Annotated in this window: 10 protein-coding genes and 1 pseudogene; 2 read left to right on the plus strand and 9 right to left on the minus strand. The window is 57.7% G+C overall.

What is annotated here, in order from left to right; all coding sequences use genetic code 11:
- Positions 1–71: 71 nt before the first annotated feature.
- From AAIH70_RS25175 to AAIH70_RS25185, 3 genes are all read right to left on the minus strand, one after another.
- Positions 72–248, minus strand: a complete 177-nt coding sequence (locus tag AAIH70_RS25175) for a GNAT family N-acetyltransferase (RefSeq protein WP_430036235.1) — start codon at positions 246–248, stop codon at positions 72–74.
- A 520-nt stretch (positions 249–768) separates the two neighbouring features.
- Positions 769–1,641 (minus strand): hypothetical protein, encoded by an 873-nt coding sequence (locus tag AAIH70_RS25180; protein WP_430036237.1) that lies wholly within the window; start codon positions 1,639–1,641, stop codon positions 769–771.
- Between the two features lie 29 nt (positions 1,642–1,670).
- Positions 1,671–2,465, minus strand: a complete 795-nt coding sequence (locus tag AAIH70_RS25185; RefSeq protein WP_430036239.1) for a hypothetical protein — start codon at positions 2,463–2,465, stop codon at positions 1,671–1,673.
- Between AAIH70_RS25185 and AAIH70_RS25190 the strand changes: the two genes are divergently transcribed.
- Entirely contained in the window at positions 2,418–3,086 is a 669-nt protein-coding gene (locus AAIH70_RS25190) for an EAL domain-containing protein (protein WP_430036241.1), read from the plus strand. The two genes, AAIH70_RS25185 and AAIH70_RS25190, sit on opposite strands and share 48 nt — an antisense overlap.
- A gap of 167 nt (positions 3,087–3,253) precedes the next feature.
- On the opposite strand, the pseudogene AAIH70_RS25195 reads toward AAIH70_RS25190, so the two are convergent.
- Positions 3,254–4,334, minus strand: a pseudogene (locus tag AAIH70_RS25195) (alpha-amylase family glycosyl hydrolase).
- Between the two features lie 135 nt (positions 4,335–4,469).
- On the opposite strand from AAIH70_RS25195, the gene AAIH70_RS25200 reads away from it, so the two are divergent.
- Positions 4,470–4,784 carry an ArsR/SmtB family transcription factor gene (locus AAIH70_RS25200; RefSeq protein ID WP_430036243.1) on the plus strand — a complete coding sequence of 105 codons (315 nt, stop codon included), beginning with the start codon at positions 4,470–4,472 and terminating at the stop codon, positions 4,782–4,784.
- 726 nt (positions 4,785–5,510) lie between these two features.
- On the opposite strand, the gene cysG is transcribed toward AAIH70_RS25200, so the two are convergent.
- From cysG to AAIH70_RS25225, 5 genes are read right to left on the minus strand one after another with little or no spacing between them, the layout of a single operon-like run.
- Positions 5,511–7,022 (minus strand): siroheme synthase CysG, encoded by a 1,512-nt coding sequence (gene cysG, locus AAIH70_RS25205; protein WP_430036245.1) that lies wholly within the window; start codon positions 7,020–7,022, stop codon positions 5,511–5,513.
- Positions 6,994–9,648 (minus strand): molybdopterin-dependent oxidoreductase, encoded by a 2,655-nt coding sequence (locus AAIH70_RS25210; RefSeq protein WP_430036247.1) that lies wholly within the window; start codon positions 9,646–9,648, stop codon positions 6,994–6,996. Before AAIH70_RS25210 ends, cysG begins: the two co-directional genes overlap by 29 nt.
- A 3-nt stretch (positions 9,649–9,651) precedes the next feature.
- Entirely contained in the window at positions 9,652–9,987 is a 336-nt protein-coding gene (gene nirD / locus AAIH70_RS25215; protein WP_430036249.1) for a nitrite reductase small subunit NirD, read from the minus strand.
- A 5-nt stretch (positions 9,988–9,992) separates the two neighbouring features.
- Positions 9,993–12,443 carry a nitrite reductase large subunit NirB gene (nirB, locus tag AAIH70_RS25220; protein ID WP_430036251.1) on the minus strand — a complete coding sequence of 817 codons (2,451 nt, stop codon included), beginning with the start codon at positions 12,441–12,443 and terminating at the stop codon, positions 9,993–9,995.
- Between the two features lie 14 nt (positions 12,444–12,457).
- Positions 12,458–13,711, minus strand: coding sequence for an MFS transporter (locus tag AAIH70_RS25225; RefSeq protein ID WP_430036253.1), 1,254 nt, complete (start codon positions 13,709–13,711; stop codon positions 12,458–12,460).
- Positions 13,712–13,755 lie beyond the last annotated feature (44 nt).

Below are 13,755 nucleotides of genomic sequence, written 5' to 3' on the forward strand. Positions count from 1 at the left end.
GCATTTTCGAAAGCGTAGCCATCATCATCGTGGGGACGGCTTGAGAGCTCCTGAAATCCGAGCTCATGGTATCAAACCATTGCCTGTTGATTGTCGGTGTCAACCTCAAGCTCCAGCTCACCTTTGAGCCTGAGAGCATGAGCCACAAGGTTACGCCCTATACCAATCCCTTGCCTATCAGGAGAAACAAAAATCCCTCCAATGTACTCGTCGAGCAGGCTGATGGAGCCGCAGGGCTGATCGCCCATTCATGCAACCCAAGTCTCGGTGTTAGGCTAACCTGAGATAAGCTCGCCTGGCATCAACGGTAGAACGAGCACCGGGAACGCGGCCTTTAGATCAGCCATCACGGCCAACTCGCGCCTTGAAAGGAATCGCACCGGTGACCCCGTCATTCCTTGCTACATTCGCGATAAATTTTCCAACCCGGTCAACCACTTCTCGAATGTCCGGTGAGCCGTCATCGGACCGTCTCCTTTGAGTGCCTCAAGAGAGAATAGCAACCGGATGCTGTCAGCCCTCATCGCTGGACCGAGTTCCTGCCTGGGATTTCCTTGCCGTTTGCTACCACCCCGACGATACGTGATCGCTTGCTTATCTGGCGATGGCGCACCTTGACCACAGCCCGATCACAATGACCAGGCGTTCTGCCAGCGGTGCCACATCCATGACCGGTCCGAGCATTTAGGGCGCCGACGACTGGCTTTTCTCATGACGCGGGCGCTGGGCAACCTGTTTGACGGCCAGTACTAGACGCGATGAACCTCGTCACAGCTTCTGGCTAAGAGATTTGTACAATTTCCGAGGATCCCCGGGATTCGGGACGTAAGTAAAGCAGTCGCAATACTGGTCGATCGCGTTCATGACGCCGAGCAGCGCCGGCGCTGTGAAGGCCAGAGCCTGGCCTGTTCCCCAGTGACTGGTGAAGTTTCCAACGATCGTCGCCATGTTGGCGTTCAAGCCTGCCTCCTGAGCGGGTTCGAGAATAAGGGATCCCCCCGCCTTGTGGAGTTTGACGGCGGCGTCGATCGCACCGAGGAATTCCCCCGCCAGCTGCTTGTTGTCACTGAAGGCGACGTCCACAGGTACGGGGATGCGCAGCTTGCTGATGAGATCGCTCAGCCGATATTCGAGATACTGCCGGACTCCCTCTTTGGCGAAGTCGGCCTGTCCGGCCTGCAACATTGAAATTGTAAGATCACGCACCTTGTTCACCGCGCCGGCTTGCGGCAGCACCGCGAACTGAGGGTTGCCTTCGAGCCGCTGGTGCCACCAGACGCCGGAGCCAGTGTGCTTGTTGAAGAGCTTTTCCAACATGGTGTCGGGGCTCAGCAGGATCACTTGCAGCCCGTCCGGGTTGGCCGGCCGGGCAAAGCTTTTCCGGAGCAATTCCACGAGATAGAGCTGGTGGCCCGCATCAAAACTGGAGGTCACATCATCGAGCACGATAAACTTGGGCATGCCGCCGTACAATGACGCGGCGGCAAGATAGAGCGCGATGGCGAAAGCATTGCGGTAGCTTTCCGACAACAGCGCCTGGGGTGACAGGTCGGCCAGGCCGTGGAACTCCTGCAAGCGGATTTGAAGATCCTCGCTGTTGGCCCGTTTGACGACCTCAGGCGTGACACCGAAAAACGACATCTCCGCGAAGTTGGTCTTGAATACGGGTTCTACGGCGGCCAGACGGCCTTGCTGATCGCCGCCTCTGCCACCGCGAAATCGTCCGAGGCCCGGTCCAGAAATGTCTTCAAACGCGACACGCGGCCGGCGCGGGCTTTCTCCCGGTCAAGGTCAGTCTGTGCGGCGTCGAGTTTGCCGAGGCTCTCTTGCATCCGGCGGGCCGCCTCAACCTTCTTCGTCACCTCAACTGAAGACTGGGGAAGGATCTCCAGTTCACGCTGCTCTTTCTCGAGCGCCGTATCCCGGGCGCCCGCGCGCTCGTGCAACGTCCCTAGCCAGATGGCAAGGTCCTTGGCCTGCGCCTCGGTAAGCACCCCCTTTTGTGCCGTATTCGACAGGGCAGCGATCGGGCGCTTGGTGGCATCGGGTTCCAACAGCTTCTCAAGTCCTGTCAGGTCAGCCCAGCCCGCCTGGTTCCATTCGAGGCCAACCGCCTGCGTCGCTTCGTCGAGTGCAGTGAATGCGGAGAGCTTCGTGCCGACGTGACTGTGAAGGTCATGGGCAACTGCGCTGTCGCACAGCGGGCATACACCGGCATTTGCCCACTCGGGCAGTTCAAGCGCCTTGGCCCCTGCCTGATAGAGCTGGAGGATGACATCGCCGGCCGTCCTGGCCACGGCCTCCTCGCGGTTCTTCGCGACATTCGCCAGCTGGTTGGTGCGCTCGGCATCAGGCGCCTGCACGTTCAGCGTGACCAGCTCCTGCCGGAGCCGAACACATTCCCCGAGGCGCTCCCGTTGCGGGCCGCCCTCGGCAGCCTTGACGGCTTCGATACAGGCGTCCACGTCGATCTCACGGAACGTCTTGCCGGTTTGATCATTCCAATCGGTGAATGGGTTTTAGAGGAGGCTTGTCGCCAGGCGATAAACTGGCCTCGAGACGTCAAGGTGGCGGTGAACCTATCACCCAAGCAATTCGCCGGCTTTGGTCTGGCGGCAAGCGTCGCACGGGCTCTAACCATGTCCGGCTTGTCCCCAGATAGACTGGAACTTGAGATTACCGAGTCCGTGTTCCTCGCCGACAGCAATGATAACATACAACTCTTGAATGATCTCAAAGACCTTGGAGTGCAAATTGCGCTTGATGATTTTGGGACAGGATACTCCAGTCTCTCCTATTTGCGAAAGTTTTCCTTCGACAAACTCAAGATTGACCGATCGTTTATTACTGAACTACTAGAATACCCCGAAAGCCTGGCAATCGTACGTGCTGTCATAGGCTTAGGCCGAAGCTTTTCGGCCGTTGTTACCGCAGAGGGCGTGGAAAACCGGGCTCAAAGTGAATGTCTATCAGCAGAAGGTTGCGGGCAGTTTCAGGGTTATCTGTTCGGTAGGCCAACGAGCTCGCAAGAGGTGATGAAACGGTTCTATGGCCTAGATACTTACACGCGGCGCGGGGCAATCTAACACGCTCGAATTAATGAATGAATGAATGCCCGAAGAGCTTTGCCGACTTGCCACCAAGCTTCTTTGACAGCGAGGTCGACCCGCATCTTGGGCGCGACATTAACCCTACGGCCTATCGCATCGCTGAAACATCCCAGCCCAATGCCATTGATCCCGCGGATTAGAACTCACACATTACTACGTTTCAGGAGGTAATCCAGACCACCGGCTCGGTACCATCGATAACCGTAGGGTTCGATGACCATATTATGCTTGCCGCCACCATCTGCTTGGCTGTTGGTTCCGTCCGCTATGTCGATCAGATTACGGCCGTCATCGCCAACGCCAGCATCGAATGTGAATTCCACCGGCCTGTCGTGAAATTATAAATTATGACGACGGCATTGTCGCGCCAGTCGTAACGCATCGCCAATACCCCACGTCGCCGCAATCTAGCACTTCGAACGTCCCCCGACCGATCAGCATCGACTGAGCATCGCGGCGCTGGAAGGCGACGTTGAGGTGCTCAAAGCCGTAGGGCCCTTTCTCGATCACCAGTAGGACAGGATTGTTACCTTTCGTAAACCCGCCTTGGGGCTCGTTTACCACTGCATCGGTGTGCGCGCGCGCAGTTGCGCTCAAGTAGTGATAAATCGTCACCCATGCCGATCTCGTCACCGTAACGCAGAACCAGCGTTCCAGGCAGCGAATGCATCAGACTGTATGCAAGCTTGAGGCACCGTTCATCTCCGCCCATGGGAGCCCATCGACGGCGGACCCCACGATCGTAGAGCTGCATCGACTTGTCCGGCCCAAACGCAGCAAGTGGTTTCTGACCCCAGGGAAGACCATGCCTTCATCGGCATTGGCAGGCTTTTATCCGACCAGACGTACCAGTCTCGGTATTGAGAGTTCTTGTCAGAGCAGGCCTCGATAAACCAAGGGTGCTCGTTCGAGATATGGTTGACGACAAGATCTATCACCACCCGGATGCCACGCTGCTTTGCGCCGTGGGTAAATTCTACAAAGTCGCCAAGTGTCTCCCGTAGCGGGGTCCACGTTATGATAGTCGGAGGCATCATAACCGTCGTCACGGCCCGGCGATGTCTGAAAAGCCCACAACCAGACCGCGTCCACGCCGAGCCCGGCCAAATAATCGAATCGGCGTTGCAGTCCCTGAAAATCACCCACGCATCGCCATTCGAATCCATAAAGGTCTCGATAGACAAGCAATAAAGATGCGTTCTTGTACCAGAGATCGTTGATCAAAGCGCACCTCCACCTTTTGAGTGCGAGCAAGGTCAAGCGTACAGCCTTGAAAAAGGCTCCGAGATATTGCCATGACGGCCAATATTAGGTAATTAATTCAATATTACATCACATTCTAACTGAGATATTGATCATATGACCCCCCCTTCAGCGCCGGACTTATCCGCGCCTGCCATGCTTCTGCAGGCACTTGCAAATGCGAAGCGCCTCCACGTCATGCAGTTGCTGCACGCTAATGAATGGGACGTGACGTCGCTCGCCGAAAGAGTGGGTTTATCGCAATCAGCATTGTCGCAGCACCTCTCGAAGCTGCGCGCTGCTCGGCTGGTCAGCACCAGAAGGGTAGCGCAGACGGTATTCTATAGCTGTAATTCGGTAACCGTCGCGCAGATCCTCGCCGTCCTGAAGATCGACCTTGCTGCCACAGATGGGTCTCTGCTCGCGGCTTAACGGCTGCTTATGCTTGAAACCGCTTGACGTAAATTAGGCGACTCAAATATGCGTCACCTGGACGGCAGACCCCCGGCATGATTGCCGCTCCGTCATCCAGGAAGGCGTCCGATCATGAGGGTCGGGGCCTTCCTTTAGAGGTACGTGCAAGTTCCAGCAGCCGGCGCTAGGAAAGAGGCCGTAAGGCTCAGCTAATCGCTAACCGGCGGGTCCTTTCTAAAATACTAAATTTCAAACGCTGATGACAATGGGACGGGACTGTGGGCAGCTTGTTCGAGAACTGATCCTTGACGGTAGACTCTCCGAATATTTGAATGGCCTCAAGTGACGAGGTTGAGGTAATATCGGATGCAAGTTCGAAAGCATCTAAAGAGGCACAGTAAGAGGCTTCTACGTTTACCAGGTTTTCCGTACGCCACGCCGATGTTTTAACTACAAGCGACATATATCAACAGGAAAACTGTCCCCAATATAGGGCGAATTTGAGAGCCGATCCGCAGTCGCCAAAGCTCGGCTGCCAAGAGCAAACCAAAAGCAATTGTCAGGCCGCCAACCGTGAAGCTCTTGACCGATAGCGCCAAAGCTGATGCCGACAGACAAACGGTAGTCGCGAGTGTAGTCAAAGGGGACAAGAGAACTGCGCGGTCGGTTGTCTTCGAAAAGATGTCTTTGAAGCTTGCCCAGCTGAACGCGATAGCTAGGCTGAGCGAAAGATGGTAGAAAACCTCAAGAGACAACGCGATGCTCTTCTCGTTTCTGCGAGGGAAAACGCTTTGGTAGCCACGCATCGGTATTTTTGGCGTCCCAAAAAACATGACCTACTCCAATCAGAACCGGCTCATCCACGCCGATCTGCGCGACAGCCTCCGCCAATGTATCGAGCATACCCACCCAGCGCTTTTCTTTGGTTCTGGTCACAGCGCTAACGATGACAGCCGGTGTACGACTATCCATGCCTGCGGCCAGCAAGCGGCTGCGGATCTCGTCTGCCGTTCGCCCGCCCATATAGAAGATAGTCGTGGTTTTCTGCTCAGCCAAATGATTCCAGTCGAGATCATCAGGCAGAGAACCGGAACGTGAATGGCCGGTGACGAAACGGACAGCCCGCGCATGGTCACGATGGGTCAGGGAAACGCCGAGACACGCAGCCATCGCGCTGGCAGACGTGATCCCTGGCACGACATCGACTGGTATACCCGCCTTTTCGAGGCAAGCAATTTCTTCACCGGCACGCCCGAAGATCATCGGATCACCGGATTTTAAACGAACGACGCGCTTGCCCGCCTTGGCAAGCGACACCATCATCGCATTGATATCCTCTTGTTTGCAGCTCGTGCGACCACCGCGTTTTCCAACCAGCATTCTTTTGGCTTCCCTGCGGGCTAGTTCCAAGACCTCGTCGGAAACTAAGTCGTCGAACAGGATAACATCCGCAGCCTGCAGCGCCCTCACCGCCTTCATGGTGAGTAATTCAGCGTCGCCTGGACCTGCCCCCACGAGAGTGACGCAACCGATGTTAGACTTGGACACAGCATCGAGGTGCCTTGCATCGGCAAGAAGAGCATTTTCGATACCTACCGCGGGCTCAGCGCCGAACGCACGATCAACGAAGCTTTCCCAGAAAGCGCGCCGCGGTGCGCCGACGCGCAGGTGGGAATTGACCTTGTCGCGGATTGTCTGTGCCAGCGACGCCCATGATTTCAGCGAGGGCGGGAGGAGCGTTTCGATACGCCGGCGGATCGCCTGAGCAAGGATGGGCGCTGCACCATCGGTGGAAATGGCAACGATGACGGGCGAGCGGTTCACGATCGATCCAAACTGGAACTGGCAGTATTTCGGCTTGTCGATGACGTTCACCGGTATGCCTGCCGCGCAGGCGGCATCGAAGAATGCCGCCGCTTCTTCATCGTCTGCACAGTCACCAATCGCGATCGATGTATCATCGAAATCTTGCGGCGACCAATCTCGGGCATGATGAAAGAACCGGCCCGCCTCTGGTCCGCCGTCACGTTGAACAAGACTCTCGAAAGCCTGACTTAGCTCTCGTGCGTAAACGTACACGTCGGCACCACATGCTGCCAGCAATTCGGCTTTCCAGGCTGCAGCGTCCGTCCCGCCAGCGAGTAAGACCCTCTTTCTATCAAGAGCCCAGAACACCGGGAGCTTGGCAAGCGGCGCCATGCGGGTCGGGTTCCTGCGGGCGCTCAGATCACTCGGCTGCAACTGCAAGAGATCCATCGATTATCCCCCTTATCTCTGCGCGGCAAGAGCCGCAATTGGTTCCAGCGTTCAATTCCTTGCCGACGGCTTCGACGCTGTGGCAACCGCCGCGAATGGCGGCAACGATCTGATTGACGCCGACGCTGAAGCACGAACAGACGGTCGCACCGGGATCGAGACGGCCACCGCTTGGTCGACCGGCTTCGACAGAAAAGCGTTTGGGCATTTCGGCTTGAGGAATTTTCAGTTGCTCAATTGCCCAGTTGCGGGCCACACCGACCGGCTCTCGGGCAATAAATAGCGCAGCCAGCAACCGGTCTCCGTCAAAGAAAGCCAGGCGCATGTCGCCAGACTTTGCATCCAAGTAGCCGATGGGGTCGATATGGCCGGGAATGTCGAAATGCGTGCGACACCATCCGGCCCAATCCTGCGAAGCCGCTTCGAAAGCGAGTTCCATCCGCCACCCACCCTCGGCCTTCGCTAGCGCCCAATATGTTGCGTCCGGCGCGGCAGGCTTGGCTACCGAGATCGCGAAGCCGTAGTGCGAGACGGGAAAATGACGGGCGGCGACTGCGACATTTTTGGAGGCTGGCTGACCGGAAACAGGATCGGTGACCGGCGCCACGACGGCATCGATACGCGCCTTCGCGGCGAACTGACCGTTCCAGTGCATCGGGACGAATAGACTACCGCGCGCCTGCCGATCGGTAACGAGGGCTCGCACTACAGCTTTTCCATAAGGGCTGGCGATCTCGACAAGTGTAGCGGTGGCAATTCCGATAGCCGTTGCATCGAGCGGATGGATTTCGGCAAAGGGTTCGGCAATGTGGGCGGAAAGCCGGGCACTTTTGCCCGTTCGGGTCATGGTATGCCACTGATCTCGGATGCGGCCGGTATTGAGCGTCAACGGGAAATCGGCGCTGGTCCGGTCCGAGACGGGAACGCTGACCGCAATAAAACGCGCTTTCCGGTCAGCATGGTAAAAGCCGCCTTTGCCGAAGAAACGTGTCGTGCTCGGCTGGGCCCCGTCTGGCTGCGGCCATTGAAAGGGAGAAAGTCTATCATATGTCGGCTCATCTATTGTTCGATAAGCGCCAATATCAAAATCGCGGCCTCCCTCGTTTTCGAATGCCGATAGGGCGGCATGTTCGGCAAAGATATCTGCCGTGGACTTGAACGAAAATGCATCAGCAAACCCCATGCGGCGCGCGACTTCGGCCATCTGCCACCAGTCTGGACGTGCTTGTCCGGGAGCAGGCAGGAATCCGCGCTGGCGCGAGATGCGCCGCTCGGAATTGGTGACGGTGCCATTCTTCTCGCCCCATCCGAGCGAGGGGAGCAGAACATCGGCGAACGTCGTCGTGTCGGTTTGGGCAAGAACGTCCGAGACCACGACGAAGGGACAGGCAGCAATCGCGGCTGCGACTGCATCTGCGTCCGGCATCGAGACGACAGGATTGGTGGCCATGATCCAAAGCGCCTTGATCCTGCCGTCGGCCGCCGCCCGGAACATATCGACAGCTTTTAGGCCAGGCTTGGCAGCGATGGACGGCGATGCCCAAAAACGCTGGACCCGGTCGCGGTCATCCTGGTTTTCGATGGCCATATGGGCAGCGAGCATATTGGCAAGGCCGCCGACCTCGCGGCCGCCCATGGCATTTGGCTGGCCCGTCAGCGAAAATGGCCCCATGCCGGGACGGCCGATGCGGCCCGTCGCGAGATGACAGTTAATGATGGCGCTGACCTTGTCGGTGCCGGAGGCGGACTGGTTGACGCCCTGGCTGTAACAGGTGACGACTTTATCCGTCTCCTCAAACAATCGGAAGAACTGACGCAGCTGCATTGAAGGAAGGCCGGTCATGTCCATCAGCTCGGCGATCCCAAGCGCGCTTGCGATCGCGAAGGCATCGGCAAATCCGCTCGTATGCTCGCCGACATAATTCTTATCGATCGCTGCGCTACTGGCGAGGTGGGCGAGCAGCCCCATGAACAGCGCGACATCGCCATCCGGGCGGATTGCCAGATGAAGGTCTGCAATATCTGCAGTCATCGTCCGACGTGGATCGATGACAACGACTTTCATCGAAGGGCGAGCCGCCTTGGCGGCGGCAAGCCGTTGATGGATAACCGGATGGCACCAGGCCAGGTTTGAGCCGGTGAGGATAACGAGGTCGGCAAGCTCGATATCTTCATAGGTTCCGGGAACGGTATCCGCCCCGAAGGCGCGACGATGACCGGCAACTGAGGAGGACATGCAGAGCCGGGAATTGGTGTCGATGTTTGCCGAGCCGACAAAGCCTTTCATCAGTTTGTTGGCGATGTAATAGTCTTCCGTCAGCAACTGGCCCGACACATAGAACGCCACGGAATCTGGTCCGTGTTCGGCAATCGCTTGCGAAAAGCGTGATGCCACCAGATCCAGTGCCTCGGCCCAACCCGCCTGCTTCCCGCCGATCTGGGGCTCAAGAACGCGCCCATCGAGACCGATGGTCTCCGCCAGCGCCGATCCCTTGGAGCATAGTCGCCCGAAGTTGGCCGGATGTTCCGGATCACCTTTGACACTGATCGCACCGCTGTCGTCGACACCGGCGATGACACCGCAACCGACGCCGCAATAGGGGCACGTGGTTTTGACCTCCCTCATGGCTTATTCCGCCGCCATCATCAGGCTTTCAGCCGCGATCGACAGCGAGCCGTTGTCGTTTCGTACCGGGATCGTGCGCACCTCGCCCTGATCAGCTCCCAGAGCCTTTCCGCTCTCAAGCGAAATGACCCAGTTGTGTAGCGGGCAGGTCACTGCCTTGCCGTGAACGATGCCTTGGCTCAACGGACCACCCTTGTGAGGGCAATGATCCTCGATTGCGAAAACCTCGTTCTCCGCGGTGCGGAAGACTGCAATCTTGCCGTGCAGAGTTTTGACGCAGCGTGCGCCGCGCATCGGAATGTCCGAAATATCGCCAATATCAGTCCAGTTGCTGTCCATGCCCGTCACTCCGCTGCTGCCGGATAGCCAACCGTTGCCATTGGCTGGAACTCATGTTTGTCCTTGCCGGAGACGCGCTCTGACCAAGGATCGACCTGCGCAAATTTCTGGGAGAAGACGAAGCGCTCATAATAGGCTTTGCGCTTTTCCGCATCATCCAAGATTTGGCGACGGATTTCGTCTAGGCCGATACGTTTTGCCCATTTGTAGATGCGCTCGAGATAACGGCCCTGCTCCCGATACATCTGGGTCAGCGCTACGATGTAGTGCAGCGCTTCATCCTGCGTCTTCACCAGGCCAAGCACTTCCGTTCCCTTGATGTCGAGACCGGCGGCGCCCGCGAAATGGATCTCGAAGCCTGAATCGACGCAGATAACGCCAACATCCTTGCAGGTTGCCTCGGCGCAGTTGCGTGGACAGCCTGACACGGCCATTTTCAGCTTGGCCGGGGTCCAGGAGCCCCACATGAACTTCTCGATGCGGATGCCAAGGCCGGTAGAATCCTGCGTGCCGAAGCGGCACCAGTCGGAGCCGACGCATGTCTTCACCGTGCGAAGTCCTTTTGCATAGGCCTGGCCGGAGATGAACCCAGCTTTTCCCAGGTCTCCCCAGACCGCAGGCAGGTCTTCTTTTTCGATGCCTAGAAGATCAATCCGCTGGCCGCCAGTGACCTTCACCAGCGGAATTTCAAACTTGTCGACAACATCGGCGATCGCCCGCAATTCCGCGGCATTGGTGACGCCGCCCCACATGCGCGGAACGACGGAATAGGTGCCGTCCTTCTGGATATTGGCGTGAACGCGCTCATTGATGAAACGCGACTGGTAATCATCGGCGTATTCATCTGGCCAGTCGCAGATGAGGTAGTAGTTGAGAGCCGGTCGGCATTTGGCACAGCCACATGAAGTCTTCCATTCCAGCTCCTGCATGACCGCCGGAATGGTCTTCAGGCCCTTTGCTCTGATCAAGCGGCGAACATCGTCATGACCAAGCTCGGTGCATTTGCACATGGGCTGGACGGCGGCAGGGTTATAGCTGTCCCCAAGTGTGATCGTCATCAGCTGTTCGACCAGACCGGTGCAGGAACCGCAGGAAGCCGACGCCTTGGTATGAGCGCGGACATCGTCCAGCGAGGTCAGGCCTTTGCCTGTGATCGTAGAGGTAATCTTGCCTTTGCAGACGCCGTTGCAGCCACAGATTTCCGCGTCATCCGGCAAGGCTGCAACGGCCGCCATAGGGTCCAGCGGCGACCCTCCTTGGTAAGACTGACCGAAGATCAGCGTTTCTCGCATCGGCGAGATGTCCGTCGCTTTCTTCTTCAGGTCGTTAAACCAGGCGCCATCTCCGGTTTCGCCGTAAAGCACAGTGCCGATAATCCGGTTATCCTTCAGCACTAGCCGCTTGTAGATCCCGGCAGTGGCGTCGCGAAGCACGATCTCCTCGCGATCGTCGCCGTCGGCAAAGTCGCCGAGCGAGAACAGGTTGATGCCTGTGACCTTGAGCTTCGTCGGTGTATCGGAATGAACGAAAGCTGGCGAACGATCGCCAGCCAGATGCGAGGCCACGATCCGCGCCATTTCGTAAAGCGGCGCCACCAGTCCATAGACCATGCCACCGACTTCGGCACATTCGCCAATCGAATAGATATCGCCATCGGAGGTCTGCATTCCGGCATCGACGACGATGCCTCGATTGACCGCAAGACCCGCGTCTCTTGCGAGACCAGCACTTGGGCGGATACCGACCGCCATGACCACGAGTGTGGCCGAAATGATCGTGCCGTTATCCAGTTCGACGCCTTCGACCTTGCCATCGCCGATGATCTGTTTGGTATTGGCCTTGCAAATCACTTTGATGCCGCGATCCTCGACGGCCTTCTGCAGAAGGTAACCGGCCGCGGGATCGAGTTGACGTTCCATCAGTGTCGGCATGACGTGTAGCACGGTAACATCCATGCCACGCTGGGCTAGGCCGGCCGCCGCTTCCAGGCCCAGAAGGCCTCCGCCGATAACGACGGCCTTTTCGCGCGACTGGGCAGCGAGAAGCATGGCCTCGACGTCGTCCAGGTCGCGGTAGCTGATAACACCCGGCAGATCCTTTCCTGGAACCGGAATAATGAACGGCACAGAGCCTGTCGCGATCACCAGCTTGTCATAGCTCTCGGTAACGCCGTGATCCGAGGTAACCGTCTTGGCGCCGCGATCGATCGCAATAATACGATGGCCCTTGTAGAGCGTGATGCCGTGCTTGATGTACCAACCATCGCCGTGGATGACGATTTCTTCGAACTCTTTTTCGCCGGACAAGACCGGCGAAAGCATGATGCGGTCGTAATTGACGCGCGGTTCGGCATTGAAAATGGTGACCTGGTAGCGATCAGGTGCCTTTTCAAACAAGTGCTCCAGCATACGCCCCGGCGCCATGCCATTACCGATGATAACGAGTTTTTCGGTCATTGATGTCCCTTTCCTCAAGCGGCAACAGCGGAGACTGAAGAGGCATTACGATTCAGCTCCCTGATCGACAGGTGCATCCAGATCATCGACACGGCGACGATGGCGAAGAGGAGGAGAAAGCAGCTCGACCACATGCCAGTGAGGTCTTTTAAGACGCCGAATGCGATCGGCAGGATGAATCCGCCGAGACCGCCGACCATTCCGACGATCCCGCCGACGGCGCCTACACTGTCGGGATAATAGACCGGAATGTGCTTGTAGACTGCAGCCTTGCCAAGGCTCATGAAGAAGCCGAGCACGAAGATCACCACGATGAAGACCACGGGTTTGATCCCGAAAGTTCCGATGGCATTGCTTGCCGGCAGCGACAGGACGAGGGTGGCGAGCGCCGACACACCGAGAACCCAGTACATTACACTGCGCGCTCCCTTGCGGTCGGAAAGCACGCCGCCAAAGGCACGAAAGATGCTGCCGGGAATAGAATAAGCGGCAGCAATCATGCCAGCATGGGCGATGTCGAAGCCGTAGGCTCCAACTAGGTAACGCGGCAGCCAGAGCGACAGCGCGACAAAACCACCGAAGGCGAAGAAGTAGTAGAGAGAAAAGCGCCAAACCTGGGTATTTTTCAGGGGAACGAATTCCTGCATGAGGCTGCGGCGGGGCGCCCTGTTTCTGCGGCGCGCACGAAATGAAGGATCATCGGTCGTCGTAAACCAGAAGGCGATCGCCATGACGACCAGCGCTGCCGCCCAGATCTGCGCGACACTCTGCCATCCCCACGCAAGCAGCACGAAGGGGGCAACAAACTTGGTCACTGCCGCGCCGACATTGCCGGCGCCAAAGATGCCGAGCGCTGTGCCTTGCTTCTGCGCCGGGAAGAACGGCGACACGTAAGCGACTCCTACCGCGAACGACCCACCTGCCAGGCCAATGCCGAGGCCTGCTAGCAGCATTTGCGTGAAGGTGGTCGCATAGGAAAGCAGGAAGGTCGCTGCGGCAGCGGCAAGCATGGTCAGCATATAGACGAGGCGGCCGCCATAGCGGGTGGTCCAGACCCCCAGCAGGATGCGTATGATCGAACCGCTGAGGATCGGCGTGCCGACAAGTAGCCCGAACTCGGCCTCGGTGAGACCGAGGTCCTGTTTGATGCGAATGCCGATGATGGCGAAGATCGTCCAGACGGCAAAACAGATTGTGAAAGCGAGCGTGGACATCCACAGAGCTCTGGCTGGTTCACCGGCGTACATAGCTTTCGTGTTTTCAGACATGGCTTCTCCTGGGCCCGACTAAGTCTTGCCGCTTCAAATCAGGG

The organism is Neorhizobium sp. BT27B (assembly GCF_050455485.1).
In the GTDB taxonomy this organism is placed as follows: Bacteria; Pseudomonadota; Alphaproteobacteria; order Rhizobiales; family Rhizobiaceae; genus Neorhizobium.